An 18,737-nucleotide genomic window follows, 5' to 3' on the forward strand; every position below is an offset into this window, starting at 1 on the left:
AATGAGATTAGATAAATATTTAAAGGTTACAAGACTCATCAAGCGCAGAACAGTAGCAAATGAAGCCTGTGATGCGGGAAGAGTAATGATAAACGACAGAGTTGCCAAGGCATCTGCAGACGTAAAAGCAGGAGATATCATCAGCATAAGCTTTGGTAATAAGGATGTTAAGGTAGAAGTCCTCGACGTGAGAGAGACAATTCACAAGGAGGATGTAACAACGCTTTATAAATATATCTAAAAAAGCGTTCAAATGACTTCGTTTAATTGCAAAGTGCCATGCTATGCGATAAAATAAAGTCAGGGGAGTATTTTATGGCAACAAGAGCAAGATATAAAGGAAACAGTATACATAACAGGTTAGGACTTGGGCTTGCCGGAATAGCAGTTATACTTTTGACTGTAGTTGTACTTATCAGAAGTATTACGCTATACCAGAAGCTTAGTCAGTACGAGTCCAGAATTGCAAGCCTCCAGACCCAGATAGAGAGCGAAGAAGCTCGAAGCGAAGAGATAGCTGAGTTTGAAAAATATACCACCACGAGGAAGTATATTGAAGAGGTTGCAAAAGAAAAGTTAGGACTTGTATATCCCGGCGAGATCATTTTTAAGGATGAGAACGCAGGAAAATAATGATAATAATGGGGCTTCGGAAGTTATTCCGAAGCCTTTCTGACTTAATAGAATAAAAATGGACAAAACATTACTTAAGGTAAAAAAATTCATAACTGATGAAGGGCTTATAAAAGGCGACGAGATCGTTCTTGCCGGGGTATCCGGCGGGGCTGATTCCGTATGCCTTTTTAATATGCTTTTAGAACTGTCAAAGGACCTTGGCTTTAAGCTTGCGGTTATTCACATTAACCACATGATAAGGCAGGAAGCGGGAGAAGATGCTGCCTTTGTGGAAAAGCTATGCGAGGATAACAAGGTTTCTTTTTTCAGAAAAGATATAGATATTCCGGCGCTTTCAAAGGCTTCGGATGCCTCGGAGGAAGAGCTTGCAAGGAATGAGAGATACAAAGCCTTTGAAGCGGCAGCAGAGATGCTCTCTGAGAAATTCGGCAAAAAGGTAGTCATAGCAACTGCCCATAATGCCAATGATCAGGCTGAGACAATGCTCCACAATCTTTTCAGGGGAAGCGGAATTAAGGGTCTGTCCGGTATTAAGGTACTTAGCTTTAGAGGTGATTTTGAACTGATTAGACCTCTTCTTGTTCTTGAAAGAAACGAGATTGAGGAGTATCTCACAGAAAAAGGCTTAAAATGGTGCACCGATAAGACCAATGAGACGGACGATTATACAAGGAACAGAATCCGTCATAATATCCTGCCTGTTGCAAAGGAGCAGATTAATAACGGAGCCATCAGGCACGCTGCAAAGGCAGCAGAATATATCTCAGAGGTCGATGATTATATTGACGAGCAGGCGGATGCGGTATTTTTTGATATTGCAGCCATGAGCCAGGGCGGAATAAGCATAAACTGCGAAAGATGCGCCATGGAGCACAAGGTCATAAGAAGCAGAATTCTTATGAAGGCCATAAAATTCATTGTTCCGCACATCAAGGATATTCAGGGCGTTCACATTTTTGAGCTTGATGAAATGCTGCAAAGAACTGAAGGCAGTGAGAGCTTAAGCCTTCCCTATGGCATAAACGCCACAAGAGAGTACGGCGTCCTGATACTGACCCTTGGCGACATCCCTTCAAATGAGCCTGAAGATACCAAAACAGAAAGCTTTTTAATAGGCAAAGATTTTCTGGAAGCAGGAGAAAACCTTACTTTTGATATTCCCGGACTTGGGAGAGTTAATTTTACGCTCTTTTTATATAAAAGTGATATGAAAATCCCTTCGCTGGAATATACGAAATGGTTTGATTATGATAAAATAAGTAATAGTATGCAATTCCGACGTAGAGAGACAGGAGATGTTATCGAAATCGGTGATGGCACTAAAACACTGAAGAAATTTATGATAGACGAGAAGATACCTGCTAAAAGCAGAGATGAGCTGTTTATTCTTTTCGAAGATAAGGATGTAATCTGGATCCCCGGATACAGAATAAGCAGTAAATTCAAAGTGGATAGCGATACAGCAAGAATTTTGGAAGTGAAATTGATATCTGATTGATTTAGGAGGAATTTATGGCAGAATCAGTAAGAGTACTTCTTTCAGAAGAGGAAGTTGACAAGAGAATTCAGGAGATAGGAGACCAGATCAGCAAGGATTACGCAGGCAAAACAGTACACCTTGTATGTGTTCTTAAGGGCGGCACATTTTTCATGTGTGAGCTTGCAAAGAGAATCACAGTTCCGGTAACCATGGACTTCATGTCTGCATCAAGCTATGGCTCATCCACAAAATCAAGCGGCGTAGTTAAGATCGTTAAGGACCTTGATGAACCACTTAAGGATAAGGACGTTCTTATTGTCGAGGATATCGTAGACTCAGGCAGAACCCTCAGCTATCTTATCAAGATGCTTGGCGACAGAGGCCCTGCAAGTATCAAGCTTTGCACACTTCTTGATAAGCCCGAGAGACGTGTAATGGATGTCAAGGTAGATTACACAGGCTTTGAGATTCCTGATGAATTCGTAGTAGGTTATGGTCTTGATTACGACCAGAGATACCGCAACCTGCCATACATCGGAGTCGTTGAATTTGACTAATAAATCCGAAGGGGAGTAACGACGTTGAAGAACAGAGGCTTTAACTTTTACTTTGGGCTGATAGTTGTTTTGTTATTGGCACTTGCTTTTTTGGAGTACGGAAGGGGCAGGATTCAGTCATCAGACACAGCCTACACAAGGGGACAGTTGGTAAAGGATCTTGAAAACAGCAAGGTCTACAGTGCTGTCATCATACCAAATGAAGAGACACCAACAGGTGTAATTGAGATCATTCTTACGGATCATTCAGAGAAAATCCTTTATGCTCCGGATGTTTCTGTAATTGAAGAGATTCTCATAAGCCACGGTATTGATCCGGTTGTACGGGATGTTCCCGGTGAGAATATTCTCATAAGCAGCATAATACCTATACTAGTTGGATTGTTTGTTATTACCTTCATAATCGTTATGATGAACAATTCCCAGGGTCAGTCATCGGGCAATAACCGGATGATGAACTTTGGAAAAAGCAGAGCCAGATTATCCACAGGCGAAGACAATAAGATAAAGCTTACTGATGTAGCAGGTCTTGTTGAGGAAAAAGAACAGCTGGCAGAGATCATTGAGTTCCTTAAGGATGCTGCCAAGTTTACAAGAGTCGGTGCGAGAATTCCAAAGGGTGTACTTTTAGAAGGTGCCCCCGGAACAGGTAAGACTCTTCTTGCAAGAGCTGTAGCAGGAGAAGCGGGAGTTCCCTTCTTTAGCATTTCAGGTTCCGACTTCGTTGAGATGTTCGTCGGTGTCGGTGCTTCCAGAGTAAGAGACCTTTTTGCAGACGCAAAAAAGAATTCACCCTGCATTATTTTCATTGATGAGATAGATGCGGTTGCACGCCGCAGAGGAACAGGTATGGGTGGTGGCCACGACGAGCGTGAGCAGACACTTAACCAGCTCCTTGTTGAGATGGATGGTTTTGGAGTAAACGAGGGTATCATAGTAATGGCGGCTACAAACCGTGTAGATATCCTTGATCCCGCAATCCTCCGTCCAGGACGTTTCGACAGAAAGATCACAGTTGCAAGACCTGATGTAAGAGGAAGAGAAGAGATCCTCAAGGTTCATGCGAGAAATAAGCCTCTTGGCGATGATGTTGATCTTAAGAGCATCGCTCAGACAACAGCAGGCTTTACAGGTGCCGATCTTGAGAACCTCCTGAACGAATCTGCAATCAATGCAGCCATGGATAATCGCAGCTATATCAAGCAGCCCGATATCCAGAAGGCTTTCGTACAGGTTGGAATCGGAACAGAGAAGCACAGCCATATTATTTCAGATAAAGAGAAGAAGATTACAGCTTACCACGAAGCAGGACATGCGATTCTTTTCCATGTTCTTCCTGATGTGGGACCTGTATATACAGTATCCGTAATTCCTACAGGAATGGGTGCTGCAGGTTATACAATGCCGCTTCCTGAAAAGGATGAGATGTTCCATACCAAGGGCAAGATGCTCCAGGAGATCATGGTTTCCCTTGGCGGACGAATCGCAGAAGAGATCATTTTCGGCGATATCACAACAGGCGCATCCAGCGACATCCAGAAGGCTACAAGCGAAGCCAGGAAGATGGTTACCGTATACGGTATGTCAAAAGCCATCGGTATCATCAACTACAATGAGCAGGAAGAGGACGTATTTATCGGATATGATATCCAGCATAATAAGCGTAACTCAGAGCTCATGGCCGGCGAGATCGACAAACAGGTCAAGATTATTATTGATCTTTGCTATGCTAAGGCAAAGGATATCATCAGTTCCTACGAAGATGTTCTTCATAGCAGTGCGAAGCTACTTATGGAAAAAGAAAAAATAGGGCGTGAGGAATTCGAGGCATTATTTGAAGCTCACGCGGCTGTCTCTTTTAGTGAGGATGTGGCAGCACTTGCTGACCAGATATAAGGTTTGTGCAAAATAGACAAAAATGAATTGAGGCATTTAGTAATTTTGTGAAATTGGAGCATTTACCCCTTTGAGGGATGGTGCTATTATAATCACGTAACCCCCAATACATTTAAAGTTTTTTGCTATACCCATAAGAAAGAAATACCTTCTCTAAAACGGACAGCATCCCTAGCTGTCCGTTTTTACGTTATACAGATTTAAAGGATAGGGGAAAGTAGATGATTAGACAAGGCAGACTGTTTCACGACATGACGCTTGATTATTTACGACCGACGGAACCGAAATCCGGGAGCAAGGTCTATCTGTACTTTCGTTGTGGCAAAAAAGAAGCAGATAAGATCTTTATCATCTGGGAAAGTAGTGAAGAGACCAGAGAGATCGTAATGAGAAAACATGAGACTGAGGATCAGTTTGATTACTATCAGACATCTGTAAGGATTCCGAAGTCCGGGGGCTTAATCTATTATTATTTCAGAATAGAATCAGGTGATGAGAGAGTTTATTATGACAGAACGGGTGCGACCTACGACGTGCCTTATGCCAACAGATTCAGACTGATACCTGATTTTTCAACTCCTGAATGGGCCAAGGGTGCAGTGATGTACCAGATTTTTGTGGACAGATTCAGGAATGGTGATCCCTCAAATGATGTTCTTACAAATGAATATTTTTATGTAAACGGAAAAAGTGTGCATGAAGATAACTGGCGAAAGGATCCTGACCCCAATGGCGCGGATATAAGAACCTTCCATGGCGGAGATCTTCAGGGCATTATTGATAAACTCGGCTATCTAAAGGGGCTTGGAGTAGAAGTAATCTACTTAAACCCGATATTTGTATCGCCTTCCAATCATAAATATGACACCCAGGATTATGATCATATCGATCCCCACTATGGGAAGATTGTTTTTGATATAGGCGAGCTTTTAACTGACAGTAATGATAATAAAAACGCCACCCGTTACATCAACCGTGTGACAAATTTAAGGAATTTGGAAGCCTCTGATGCGCTTTTTGCAAAGCTTGTGGAGGAAGCTCATAAGCTTGGAATAAGGGTTATTCTGGATGGCGTATTTAACCACTGCGGTTCATTTAATAAGTGGATGGATAAAGAAGGCATCTATGAAGGCCGCGAGGGGTATGAAGAAGGTGCCTATACCTCAAAAGCAAGTCCCTACAGGGATTACTTTAGATTCAACAGTGACAACTGGCCAAATAACTCGGACTATGAGGGCTGGTGGGGATATAATACTCTTCCAAAGTTAAATTATGAAGGCAGCAAGAACCTGGAGGATTATATCCTGCAAATAGCTAAAAAGTGGGTTTCTGCGCCATATTATGCTGATGGCTGGAGACTTGATGTGGCAGCGGATGTGGGACACTCTGAAGAATATAACCACAGCTTTTGGAAAAAATTCAGAGAGGCCGTTAAAGAAGCTAATCCAAACGCTCTTATACTCGCTGAGCATTATGGCAATGCAATGCCATGGCTCATGGGCGGCGAATGGGACACGGTAATGAATTACGACGGATTCATGGATCCTGTGACCTATTTCTTTACGGGAATGGATAAGCACAGTGATGAGTACCATGAAGAGCTTATAGGTAATGTAGGAGCCTTTTGGCAGAACATGCAAAAGGCAGGAATTGAGGCTTTTTCCGAGAATTCATACTTTACCGCCATGAATGAGCTTTCCAATCACGATCATTCCAGATTTTTGTCAAGAACCAACGGCGTTGTGGGAAGAAGTTCCACTATGGGCTGCAGGGCTGCCGACAATGGAGTAAATAAGGCAGTTATGAGACAGGCGGTTATGCTCCAGATGACATGGCCGGGAGCGCCTACTATCTATTATGGGGATGAAGCCGGTGTATGCGGCTTTACGGATCCCGATAACAGAAGGACATACCCTTGGGGACTTGAGGACGTAGAGCTCATAGATTTTCATAAAAAGATGATAAATATCCGAAGGAGCAGCACTGAGCTAAGGACCGGTTCACTTGTAAAGCTTGATGCCGGGGATAATGTTCTTGCCTTTGGCAGATTCAACCGCACCTGCGCCACCATGGTGGTTATCAACAGAAGCGAATACGAGACAGTGTGCGAGATAGATGTGGAGCCCCTTGGAATCCCAAGTGAAGCAAAGCTCCTTAAGGTTATGGAAAGTACTTCCAGGGGATTTAGAAGCGATCCGCTTAATTATAATGTTAAGAACGGCAAGCTTGTGAGGGTTTATGGCCCTCTTTCAGCAGTAGTACTGCAATATAACAGAATAACTGCGGTTAATGAAGAGGCCTTCTGGTCTACCAACTTCTTCCGCATGTAAGGGTTGTGTGTATGAAGAAAAAAATTGGACTGTTTATAAAAACAGCGATATTTCTGTGCCTTCTTGGTATATGCCTCTTTGGATGCAGCCTGATTGTCCAGAGAAAATCAAGCTATATCAAAAATGAGATGTATATGCAGGAGGCAGAGAAAAACAATATTGATGTTTTCATATTGGGGTCATCCCATGTGATAAACGGAATAAATCCCATACAGCTGTATGAGGATACCGGAATTACGGCATATAATCTTGGCGGATACGGAAGCGTGCTTTTATCAAGCTACTGGCAGTACCGACTGGCCCTTGCCTACAATACGCCAAAGCTTGTGATCGTAGATGCCTATATGCTTGAGAATGATATCAGGTACATTGATGATCCAAATGCCAATGTGAACAGCGAGGAACTTCATCTTAATATAGACAGATTTCCTCTTAGCAGGACTAAGCTGGCAGCCATGGATGACATGTTTGAGCATCAGGAAAAAAAGTACCCCTTCCTCTTTGATTTCATGGTCTATCACGACAGATGGAAAGAACTTGAAGCTGATGACTTTAAGAGAGTAACGGGAACAGCTGAGATTAATCATCTTATGGGAGCTGATCTCAACTATGAGGTGCTTTCATCAGGACTTGCCTATACTGATTTTGGCGCCGGTACACTGGAGAATGAGACAGTTGGTACAATTTATCTTAGGAGAATCATAGAAGACTGCCAAAGCAGAGGCATAGATGTGGTTGTGGTTACGGTTCCTTTCCTTGCAATGTATGAAAACCAGGCAGCAGCCCATACAGCAGCAAATATCGCTGCAGAATACGGCGTTGCAAACATAAATATGCTGGAGATTCCCGGTATTGTGGACTATGATGTGGACTTCATGGATGCGGGACACATGAATATCATGGGTGCCACCAAGGTTACGGATTATCTTGGCAAATGGTTAAGCGAAAACAAAGACCTTCCGGATCACAGAAATGAAGGCGGTTACGAGAACTGGCAGAAGTTTTCTGAGGAATTTGAGGCGGGTATCCTGAATAACAGCGAGGGAAATGAGGACCTTTATTCTCAGCTTGTTTATCTCAATCTGACTACACAGGATAAGACCTTTGCAATAAGTATTAAGGGCGGTTCCAAGATATATGCGGATACAGCCCTGCTTAAGCTTTTAAAAGGAATTGGTGCGACGGAGCAGCTGGATATGGCTGCTGAAGGAAAACAGCCATACTTTATGATCTATGATCATGGAAATGTCAGCGAGGTTTGCGGCATCGGCGAAATGGCTGATTTTGATACTTCCCAGGGGCACATGCAGTATGAGCCTGCAAGCGATCTCTACAGAGTATTGATTATAGGGGATGATACAGAGAATAATGTCCTTTATTCAGATGTTCATCCATATGTAGATATGCAGCTACTATTTTTTGATGATGGCGACATATCATCGCACCAGTACTACACTCTTAACTACCTGGAATATGAGTATGCACAGGAATAATACTTTACAATCCGGAGGATTACAATGCAGTTCGTTTCACTTAAGTTTTTATGTTTTCTGTTTGCTGTAATAGCAGTAAACTTCATACTTCCAAAGAAAATAAGATACATCTGGCTTTTGGCAGCAAGCTTTACCTTCTATTTCATGGCAAGCGATAAGCTTCTTATTCTTCTTGTAGCTGTTACGCTAATTACCTATTTGTCGGGAAGACTTATAGAGAAGTACAAAGGGGAAAAGAAAGCCAAAACGGTACTTGTCTGTTCCATCGTTTTACTTGTGGGCATTCTTGGATATTTTAAGTACACAGGCTTTTTGCTTGATACCGTAAAGAGTATTCAGGAACTTCTAAAACTTCCTGAGTCAGAGCTTGTGTTTGATATTCTTCTTCCTGTTGGAATATCCTTCTATCTCTTCCAGGCTATCGGATATCTTGCGGACGTTTACATGGGCAGGATAGAAGCAGAGAAAAACTACTTTATGCTTGCTCTTTTCATATCATTCTTCCCGCAGATTACATCGGGACCTATTGAGAGAGCAGGAAATATGCTTCCCCAGTATAAAGCGCCTGCATCCTTTTCCTATGATGCCATGAGAGATGGACTTCTTCTCATGATGTGGGGATATTTCCAGAAGATGATCCTTGCTGACAGACTCTCAGTCCTTGTTAATACTGTTTATGCTTCACCCAAGTCCTTTGGCGGCACCACAGTTTTTCTTGCAACGGTGTTCTATACCTTTGAGATCTACTGCGACTTTGCGGGTTATTCCAATATCGCGGTAGGATCTGCAAGGATTATGGGAATTAAGCTTATTAACAACTTTGAGCATCCTTACCTTACAGGCAGTATCGCAGAGTTTTGGAGAAAATGGCACATATCCCTTTCTACATGGCTTAAGGACTATATCTATATTCCTCTTGGCGGAAACAGAAAGGGCTTTACCAGGAAGCTCATTAACATAATGATAGTATTTGCAGTCAGCGGACTGTGGCACGGCGCGGCATGGACCTTTGTTGTATGGGGACTTCTTCATGGCTTTTATCAGGTAATCGGAATCCTTCTTAAGCCCGTAAGAGATAAGGTGGTGGAGATTCTTCACGTAGACAGAGAAGGCTTTTCCCACAGACTCTTTAAGATTGTTGTGACTTTCCTTCTTGTAAACCTTGGATGGGTGTTCTTTAGAGCTGACAGCTTTGCAAAAGCAATGCTGGTAATAAAGAAATCCTTTAGTCCTACTCCCTGGGTTCTTGTGGATGGCACCCTCTTTAACCTTGGCCTGTCAGAGCCCGATGTACGACTCTTGTTTATGGGACTTATACTTCTCATAGTAGTTGATATCTGCAATGCAAAGAACATTGTGGTTCGCGATGTTTTGACAAAGCAGAGCCTGCCCTTAAGATGGCTTGTCTATATCTGCGCTGTGGTTTTCATTGTTACATGCGGAATTTGGGGGCCCGGATATGATGCAGCGTCATTTATTTATTCAAGCTTTTAAAAATGGCCTGTAATTTATTAGTCAAATTCATGAAATGTGGCTGAAATATCAAAAAAGATTGTAATATTTTTATTAATTGAGCTATAATATTTCTAGTTATTTTGTTAACAAATTATACGAAAGGTGGTACAAATTATGCCATTAGTTACAACGACTGATATGTTTAAAAAAGCATACGATGGTGGATATGCTGTTGGTGCATTTAATATCAACAACATGGAGTTTATCCAGGCTATCACAGAGGCTTGTGACGAGCTTAAGAGCCCCGTTATCCTTCAGTGCTCAGCAGGAGCTATCAAGTATGCAAAGTTCCCTTACCTTGTAAACATGGTTAAGGCTGCTGCAGAGTCTACATCTATTCCGATCGCTCTTCACCTTGATCATGGTGCAAACTTTGATATCTGTAAGGAGTGTATCGACAACGGATTCACATCTGTTATGATCGATGCTTCTTCTCTTCCTTACGAAGAGAACATTGAGCTCTCTAAGAAGGTTGCTGAATATGCACACGAGAAGGGCTGCACAGTAGAGGCTGAGCTTGGTACTCTTTCAGGTGTTGAGGATGATGTAAACGTTGCTGATGATGCAGCACAGTACACAAATCCTGATCAGGTTGAGGATTTCATGAAGCGTACAGGCGTTGATTCACTGGCTATCGCTATCGGAACAAGCCACGGTGCTTTCAAGTTTAAGCCCGGCCAGGATCCTAAGCTTCGTCTTGATATTCTTGAGGAAGTTGTTAAGAGACTTCCCGGATTCCCGATCGTTCTTCACGGTTCTTCAGCAGTTCCTCAGAAGTACGTTGGAATCATCAATGCTAACGGCGGCGCTATGAAGGATGCTATCGGTATTCCGGATGAGCAGCTTCGTGCAGCAGCTAAGAGTGCAGTCTGCAAGATCAACATCGACTCCGATCTTCGTCTTGGTATGACAGCAGGTATCCGTCAGCACTTCGCTGAGCATCCTGAGCACTTCGATCCTCGTCAGTATCTTGGCGATGGCCGTGCTTATGTTAAGGAAATCGTTCACGACAAGATCATCAACGTTCTTGGTTCTGACGGCAAGGCTTGATAAGTACATAAAACGATATTCAGGCTGCCACGGAGAAATCCGTGGCAGTTTTTTCGTTTGTTACCAATAGTTTACGATTTCTTTATTTTATTTTTTACGGTATCTCGTGTAAAATTATTATATATGCGTAGAAGGAAGGTTTGTTTTAATGAATAATCAGCTTACTAGAAAAGACATTGAGGACATGGAGGCTGAAATAGAGCATAGAAAGGTCGTTGTCAGAAAAGAGCTTCTTGAAGACGTTAAGGAAGCAAGGGCTCAGGGAGACTTAAGCGAGAATTTCGAGTACTATGCAGCTAAAAAGGCCAAGAACCAGAATGAATCAAGAATCAGATTCCTCGAGAGAATGATAAAGACAGCAGAGATCATAGATGATGAGAGTGCTGAGGATGAGATAGGCCTTAATAAGACAGTAACAGTCAGAATAGAAGAGGATGGCACGGAAGAAGTCTACAAGATCGTTACAACCGTCCGCGGTGATGCATTAAACGGACTTATCAGTGTTGAATCCCCCCTTGGCAAACAGCTCATGGGACATAAGGTCGGAGATAAGATAAATATCGAGGTCAACAAGGATTACAGCTATGACCTTACCATTCTTAAGATTGAAAATACAGAACTTACCGAGGATGACAAGATAAGAGATTTCTAATCGGTAATTCAAATAACGGTTCGGAGGAATGAACTATGGATGAAGATTTACACGTATTTCAACCGGTAGAACTAGATGATATTATGGAAGGCCCTTTTAAATTCAATGATGATAACTGGGCTCTTTTGACTGCGCAAAAGGACGATACGGTTAACACGATGACCATATCATGGGGCGGTGTCACCTATATTTGGGGCAGGACCTGTGCTGTTTTGTATGTCAGAGAGAGCAGCTATACAAGGGAGCTGATTGACAGCAGCAAAAGGCTTTCCCTGTCATTTTTGGATCGGGGCGAATTTGCAGGAGTAAGGGATTACCTTGGTTCTGCTACAGGACGCACTGAGGATAAGATTGCTGGCTCAGGCTTACATGTAAATTATTTCGAGGACATTCCTTTTATTGATGAAGCAGGAAGTGTCATTATCTGCAGAGTTTTGTACAGGCAGAAGATGGTTGAGGACTGCTTCATGAATGGCCGCGTTCTTGCGGACCATTACAGAAATGAAGATTATCACTATACTTATATTGCAGAAATCAAGCGAGTTATGATCAGATGAGCATTGTCAACAAAGCATCTTTTGAAGATATAGGAAAATTTATTTTTTTAAATGAAGAGCCGCAGAAGGCGGATTTAATACTAATTCCGGGAGCTCCCATAAAAGAGCTTGCATATCACGGAGCAGATTTATATAACAGAGGCTTTGCACCTCTCATTCTTTCAACAGGAAAATATTATTTTAAATATAAAGACCTCTTTGAGGAGTTCGAGGTTTTCACAGGGAGCGGAGAGAATGCTCTGGGTCAGGAGACAGAAGCAGAGTTTATTCAGAAGCTTATGATGGAAAACGGCGTTCCGAAGGACAGCATTATTTTGGAGAAAGAATCCATGAGCACCTTTGAAAACGCCAAGAACGCAAAAAAATGCATTGAAGAGGACTTAAAGGATAAGAACATAAAGCACATTATTCTTTGTTGCCAGGCTTTTCATGCCAGAAGAGCGCTTATGACCTTTCAATCGGAACTCAGGGACATAAAGATAACGGTTTGTCCTGTTGTTACAAGGAACATAAGCATAGACACCTGGATGGATACAGAGAAGGGGTACAATCTGGTACTTGGAGAGCTCAGTAAGTGCGGCGAGTACTTTAAAGGCAGCAGGATGTATGAGCTGAAGTGATTTAATATGGCGCTATTTATATGAGGGATATTTATATGCGCATACAACCTAAAAGACGATGGATAGTCGTTACCCTTTTTATCATTCTTTTTATTCTGCTGGCGTTCGTTGTAGATGGAATACAAAGAAGATTCATCTATAATGACAGAATGGTTCAGCTGACCACTTATTATGATCAGCTGGATTCAGTTATTACGCACAGATTTGCCAGATATCAGAAAATTCTAAGCAGCTGGATGTACCACTTGCAGAACAAGAACGAGACAGGTATAGACAGCTTTCATGATTATGTTTCCTCTGAAAAATTAATATGGGAAGTCGAAGAGGTCTATCTTTTTGATGAAGCGGGAAATTACATTAATGATTTAGGAGACAGCGGAGATGCGAAGCTAAGCGAGGATGTTATTGAAAAGCTGACATGCAGAGGACTTCTTCAGGCTGTAAAGTATACCCCCGAAAGAGGAAAGAGACAGGATCTTTTCATTCTGGCAACAGAGCCCGGAGAGTACAACGGGTTTAATTACTGTGCCATAGGTATGGGATATAATCCTGAGCAGATGAAGGAAAGACTTACGATTATTTCAGGAGATCTGTCTGATTCTGAGAACTATCTGACGGACTGGCAGGGAAATCTCATAATGACATCAGTTCCTTCCCACATGGAGCACCCGAATATTCTGGATTATGTCACAGAGAATGCAGTGATAATAGGCAAATCAGCGGAAAAGCTAAGGAAGGAAATATACGATAGAAACACCGGCGTAGTAGAGGTTAAGATCTCAGGTGAAATTTTTTATCTTACATACCTGCCCTGTGATGCTGTAGATTCTATGCTAATTTGCCTTACTCCTGTCAGCAAAGCAGATTCTACCATCAATAGAATGAGGATTCTAAACAACATATTCCTTCTTTTGGCATTTGCTTTTGTTCTTGTGCAGGTGGTGGGAATTCTCAGATATACCAAGATGCAGGATGTTCTTGCCCTTGCCAAGTCCACAAACGATACTAAAAATAAGTTCCTTGCCAATATGTCCCATGACTTCAGAACTCCCATGCACGCAATGGCCGGTTACCTTGAACTTATGAAGGAAAATGCAAATGACCCTGAGAAGGTCATTGAATACGGACAAAAAGCAGAGCTTGCCCACAAGAACATGTTAAATATGATCAACAGCGTTCTTGATCTTAGCAAGATGGAAGAGGGCGGCGATGAAGTACAAAACACTAAGTTTTCTCTGGAAGCTGTCCTTGAAAATGTAAAGAATGATACTGCGGCTCTGATTAGCAGCAAGTCTCAGATTTTCAGAATAGACAGAAGTAACACAAGAGAAGAGTATTTCATCGGAGATGAGGAGAAATTATTACTCATATTAAAGAATCTTATCAGGAATTCCAGTACATATACCGGAGATAATGGCGAGATCGGTCTTGATGTATATGAGGATAAGAGCATAGGCAATAACCAGGTAGAGCTTCGCTTTGAGGTTTCCGACAACGGTATCGGAATGAGTAAGGAATTCTTAGAGCATATCTTCGAGCCCTTTACAAGAGAGCACAGACAAAATGACAGCAGGGAGCTTGGTGCAGGACTTGGTCTAGCGGTAGTAAAGAACCTTGTTGATATCATGGGCGGAACAATAGAAGCAGATAGCATAATAAACGAAGGCACAGTCTTTACATTAAGACTTACCTTTGAGCTGCCTGAAAAAACAGAAGCAGAAGAAATGAAACAGATATCCCGAATAGTTGAAGAGGGCGAAGTTATATACAGCTCGGAAGATTTCGGGAATATTTTCACCGGAATGAGGTTCCTTGCGGCAGAGGATAATGAACTTAATGCAGAGATAATCTGCGAGCTTATAAAGCTAAAGGGCGCTGAGTGTGATGTTGTGTCAGACGGTGAAAAAGCTTTGGAGGCCTTTAAGAATTCAAAGCCAGGTTACTACGACATGATACTTATGGACATCCAGATGCCCAATATGGATGGTTATGAAGCTGCTAGCGCCATCAGAAATCTGATAATTGAGGGCAGGGAGGATGCTGCCACAATTCCGATCCTTGCAATGAGCGCCAATGCATTTAGAGACGATATAGAGAAAACCAGCGCATCCGGCATGGATGCTCATATTCCGAAGCCTATAGACATTAAGCTTTTTGAGAACACTGTTAAAGCACTTAAACTGAGGGGGCATACAGTTGGCTGATAATGGTAATAATAAAGGCAAAGAACCGGAATTTTCCATGGACTGGTTTTTTGACTATGTAACACAAAAGAATAGAAGTATCGCCGCTATTTTTGATGCCGAGACCTTTGAGGTGGATATAATCTCTGATAATACCGAGGAGATAATAGGTATTCCCAAGGAGGAGCTTCTTAAGGATATTTATCCCCTCTTTGAAAATGCCCAGGATGCCAGAACTGAGTTTACCCCTAATAAAGAGGCTTTTCTTAAGCTTGGCGTCGGCGAAGTGATGACCCTTGATGTAATTGATGCGGTAAACAGGATTACCGGTGAGCACATTTACTTTGAGGCATCCCTTGAGAGGCAGATCATTGGCGGAAAAGACAGATTCCTTCTGGTTTGGGTTGATAAAACGGCAGAAGTTATCCGCAATAAGCAGATGGAAAACATGATCGATGTGGCAAATGCCGCAAATGAGGCAAAGACTACCTTCCTTGCCAACATGTCCCATGATTTCAGGACGCCCATGAACGCCATCACCAATTTTAATCTTCTTATTGCCAAAAACTCTGACAATCCTCAGAGAGTAAGGGATTATACACATAAGATAGGACTTGCCTGTCAGAACCTTTTAAGACTCCTTAACGATGTCCTTGATATGAGTAAAATCGAGAGCGGCGCCACAAAGATAAGTCAGCAGGAATTTGCCCTTGGACTCCTTCTTGAAGAGGTAAATTCTGTAATAGCTTTTCAGGCAAAGGGCAAGGAGCAGGACTATCAGGTTCATGCAGGAGGCATGAGGCAGGATCTTTTCATCGGAGATAAGCAAAAGATAAATGAAGTTCTTGTAAATATCCTTGGAAATGCCGTTAAATACACACCTGTTGGCGGCAAGATTGATTTCTCTATCAGTGAGGAAAAGGTCACCACCGGCGACTATTGGGATGTGAAGTTTGAAGTAAAAGATAATGGCATCGGAATGAGTAAGGATTTCCAAAAGAATATTTTTGATGCCTTTACAAGAGAAGAGAAAAAGGAAGTCAGCGGCATACAGGGAACAGGTCTTGGAATGGCCATAACAAAGAGCCTTGTTCAGATGATGGGCGGAACCATTTCCGTTGAATCAGAGGAAGGCGCAGGATCAACCTTTGTAATAACCCTAAGACTTCCAAGCGTGAACCAGGATCAGGGCGATTTCTGGGAGAACCACGGAATCAGACGAATTCTTGTAATAGATGATGATATTCAGGAATGTGAAAAAATAAATACCGCCCTTGAAGACACCACAGTAGAGGTATTTTTCTCCACAAGCGGCTATAAGGCGCTGCACCTGATAGAAGTAAGCGATCAGGATGAAAGCGGCTTTGATGTGATACTTCTTGGAATGCAGATTAGGAGCATCAGCTGCTTTGAACTTGCTAAGAGGATAAGAGAGAAGGACCTGCGTCCGCAGCCCGTTCTTTTACTTTTGACAGAGGACTGGGAGGATGTGGCCCAGGAAGCAAGAGAATCGGGAATCTATGATTTCATTACCAAGCCCTTCTTCATGTCCACCTTCCAGCAGCTCATAGAGGATATTACCAGCAGACCGGGCTCAAATAATGAGAAGAAAAAGAGTAAGCCCTTGGAGGGCATAGAGATACTTGCAGCAGAGGACAACGAGATAAACGCAGACATTCTTGTGGAGCTTATGGAGATGGAGGGTGCATCCATAGTAAGAGTTCCTGACGGATCAAAGGCGGTTCAGGTCTTTGAAAAGTCTGAAAAGAACTTCTACGACGTGATTTTGATGGACGTACAGATGCCTGTCATGAATGGCTATGAGGCAGCAGGTAAAATAAGGGAACTTGACAGGGATGATGCCTCTACAATCCCGATTATAGCCATGACTGCGAATACTTATGCCGAAGATGTACAGAAATCACTGGATGCGGGCATGAATGCACATGTTTCAAAGCCCATAGACATTGAGGTTTTGAAGAATACCATCCTGGAAATTCTAGAAAAGATGCGGTCGACATAAGGATTTTTACATGTTAATATAATGTAGTTATTATCATATGATTATAAAATGGAGCAAACAATTAAAATGAAGAAAGCGTTAGTAATTGGAGCAGGTCCTGCAGGTCTTACTGCGGCCTATGAGTTACTTTCAAGATCAGATGAGATAGAGGTAGTTGTCTTCGAGGAGACAGAGAAATTCGGCGGTATCTCACGTACTGTAGAATATAAAGGAAACCGTATGGACATGGGCGGACACCGCTTTTTCTCCAAGGTTCCCGAAGTAAATGAGTGGTGGGACAACATGCTTCCCAAGCAGGGAAAGGCATCCTATGATGACATCGTGCTTAAGAGAAGCTCTACACTTACACCCGGTGGTCCCGATCCTGAGACAGAAGACAGGGTAATGCTCAGAAGAAATCGTATTTCCAGAATTTTCTTCAACAGCAAGTTTTTTGATTATCCCATCACACTTAAGGTAGAGACCTTCACCAACATGGGTCTTGCTACTACCATAGTTGCAGGATTTTCATATATCAAGGCGATGATCTTTAAGCGTAAAGAGAACTCCCTTGAGGATTTCTATGTAAATCGTTTCGGTAAAAAGCTTTATTCCATGTTCTTTGAGCACTATACAGAGAACCTTTGGGGAAGACATCCTTCACAGATCGATCCCAGCTGGGGCGCTCAGCGCGTTAAGGGTGTATCCATTATGGCGGTTCTTGCCAATGCCTTTAAGAAAAAGAGTGGCAAGAAGGGCGGCAAGGTAGAGACTTCGCTTATCGAGGAGTTCAGCTATCCTAAGCTCGGTCCCGGACAGCTCTGGGATGTAACCGCAGAAGAGATCAAGAAAAAGGGCGGTACCATCATTACAGGTGCCAAGGTCGTTAAGATCAATAAAGACGGCGATCATATCACAGGAGTTACCTATGAGAAGGATGGCCAGATGGTAACTGTAGAGGGCGATTATATTATCAGCTCAATGCCTATCAAGGATCTTGTAGCCGGCATGAATGATGTGCCTGCAGATCCCGCAAGAATTGCAGCAGGTCTTCCTTACAGAGATTACATGACACTGGGTGTTCTTATTCCTCACCTTAATCTTGTGAATAAGACCAATGTTAAGACCATCGGCAATATCGTTCCCGATAACTGGGTTTATGTACATGACAGGAACGTAACCATGGGACGTTTCCAGATTTACAATAACTGGTCACCCTACCTTGTTAATGACATTAACCACACAGTATGGATGGGACTTGAGTACTTCTGCAATGAGGGCGACTCAATGTGGAGTATGACAGACGATGAATTTGCCAAGATGGCAATCGAAGAGATGGTTAAGATCAATCTCATCGGTGATGCTGATGAAGTAATCGATTATCACGTAGAGCGTGTTAAGAAGGCATATCCTGCTTACTTTGATACCTATGATGAGATGGACAAGCTGGTTGATTACCTCAACACCATCGACAATCTGTACTGCGTAGGTAGAAACGGACAGCATAGATACAACAATATCGACCACTCAATGTGCACATCCTTTGAGACAGTTAAAAATATTCTCGGAGGAGTACGTGACAGAAGCAATATCTGGAGTGTAAATACCGAGAAGGAATATCATGAGTCTTCTGAGACCAAGAATCCTGAGGACGAAGAAATCGAGATAGATTAAACAAAAATAGGCGCCAAATTCTTTTGGCGCCTTTTATACAACATTGCGCAGGTTAGCGCATATTTCTAAAATAGAAAATAAAAACAAAATAG

At 42.5% G+C, this 18,737-nt stretch carries 15 protein-coding genes; all 15 read left to right on the forward strand.

Annotation, left to right across the window (positions count from 1 at the left end; genetic code table 11):
* Position 1: 1 nt before the first annotated feature.
* Positions 2-241, forward strand: coding sequence for an RNA-binding S4 domain-containing protein (locus G603_RS0111095; protein WP_026524549.1), 240 nt, complete (start codon positions 2-4; stop codon positions 239-241).
* Positions 242-315: 74 nt separating this feature from the next.
* Positions 316-633, forward strand: coding sequence for an FtsB family cell division protein (locus tag G603_RS0111100; RefSeq protein ID WP_026524550.1), 318 nt, complete (start codon positions 316-318; stop codon positions 631-633).
* A gap of 58 nt (positions 634-691) precedes the next feature.
* Entirely contained in the window at positions 692-2,134 is a 1,443-nt protein-coding gene (gene tilS / locus G603_RS0111105) for a tRNA lysidine(34) synthetase TilS (protein ID WP_026670270.1), read from the forward strand.
* 14 nt (positions 2,135-2,148) lie between these two features.
* Positions 2,149-2,673: a hypoxanthine phosphoribosyltransferase gene (hpt, locus tag G603_RS0111110; RefSeq protein ID WP_026495499.1), complete on the forward strand. Its 525-nt coding sequence runs from the start codon at positions 2,149-2,151 to the stop codon at positions 2,671-2,673.
* Positions 2,674-2,697: 24 nt separating this feature from the next.
* Positions 2,698-4,569 (forward strand): ATP-dependent zinc metalloprotease FtsH, encoded by a 1,872-nt coding sequence (gene ftsH, locus G603_RS20105; protein ID WP_155832665.1) that lies wholly within the window; start codon positions 2,698-2,700, stop codon positions 4,567-4,569.
* A gap of 221 nt (positions 4,570-4,790) precedes the next feature.
* Positions 4,791-6,899: a glycoside hydrolase family 13 protein gene (locus G603_RS20110; protein WP_081669904.1), complete on the forward strand. Its 2,109-nt coding sequence runs from the start codon at positions 4,791-4,793 to the stop codon at positions 6,897-6,899.
* An 11-nt stretch (positions 6,900-6,910) separates the two neighbouring features.
* Positions 6,911-8,392, forward strand: coding sequence for a hypothetical protein (locus tag G603_RS0111125; protein WP_026670271.1), 1,482 nt, complete (start codon positions 6,911-6,913; stop codon positions 8,390-8,392).
* A gap of 24 nt (positions 8,393-8,416) precedes the next feature.
* Positions 8,417-9,886 carry an MBOAT family O-acyltransferase gene (locus tag G603_RS0111130; protein WP_026670272.1) on the forward strand — a complete coding sequence of 490 codons (1,470 nt, stop codon included), beginning with the start codon at positions 8,417-8,419 and terminating at the stop codon, positions 9,884-9,886.
* 135 nt (positions 9,887-10,021) lie between these two features.
* Positions 10,022-10,957, forward strand: coding sequence for a class II fructose-1,6-bisphosphate aldolase (fba, locus tag G603_RS0111135; protein ID WP_026524554.1), 936 nt, complete (start codon positions 10,022-10,024; stop codon positions 10,955-10,957).
* Positions 10,958-11,105: 148 nt separating this feature from the next.
* Positions 11,106-11,609, forward strand: coding sequence for a transcription elongation factor GreA (gene greA, locus G603_RS0111140; protein WP_026495503.1), 504 nt, complete (start codon positions 11,106-11,108; stop codon positions 11,607-11,609).
* A 35-nt stretch (positions 11,610-11,644) separates the two neighbouring features.
* The gene (locus G603_RS0111145) at positions 11,645-12,166 is read left to right on the forward strand and encodes a flavin reductase (RefSeq protein ID WP_051207762.1); all 522 of its coding nucleotides are present in this window, start codon (positions 11,645-11,647) and stop codon (positions 12,164-12,166) included.
* Positions 12,163-12,786 (forward strand): YdcF family protein, encoded by a 624-nt coding sequence (locus tag G603_RS0111150; RefSeq protein ID WP_026524557.1) that lies wholly within the window; start codon positions 12,163-12,165, stop codon positions 12,784-12,786. Before G603_RS0111145 ends, G603_RS0111150 begins: the two co-directional genes overlap by 4 nt.
* 35 nt (positions 12,787-12,821) lie before the next feature.
* The gene (locus G603_RS0111155; protein WP_026670273.1) at positions 12,822-14,990 is read left to right on the forward strand and encodes an ATP-binding protein; all 2,169 of its coding nucleotides are present in this window, start codon (positions 12,822-12,824) and stop codon (positions 14,988-14,990) included.
* Positions 14,983-16,992: a response regulator gene (locus tag G603_RS20115; RefSeq protein ID WP_051207763.1), complete on the forward strand. Its 2,010-nt coding sequence runs from the start codon at positions 14,983-14,985 to the stop codon at positions 16,990-16,992. The genes G603_RS0111155 and G603_RS20115 overlap by 8 nt, the downstream gene beginning before the upstream one ends.
* 66 nt (positions 16,993-17,058) lie before the next feature.
* A complete protein-coding gene (locus G603_RS0111165; RefSeq protein WP_026670274.1) occupies positions 17,059-18,645 on the forward strand; it encodes an NAD(P)/FAD-dependent oxidoreductase in 1,587 nt (528 codons plus the stop codon).
* The last annotated feature ends 92 nt before the right edge of the window (positions 18,646-18,737 follow it).

Source organism: Butyrivibrio sp. AE3006 (genome assembly GCF_000424165.1).
In the GTDB taxonomy this organism is placed as follows: Bacteria; Bacillota; Clostridia; order Lachnospirales; family Lachnospiraceae; genus Butyrivibrio.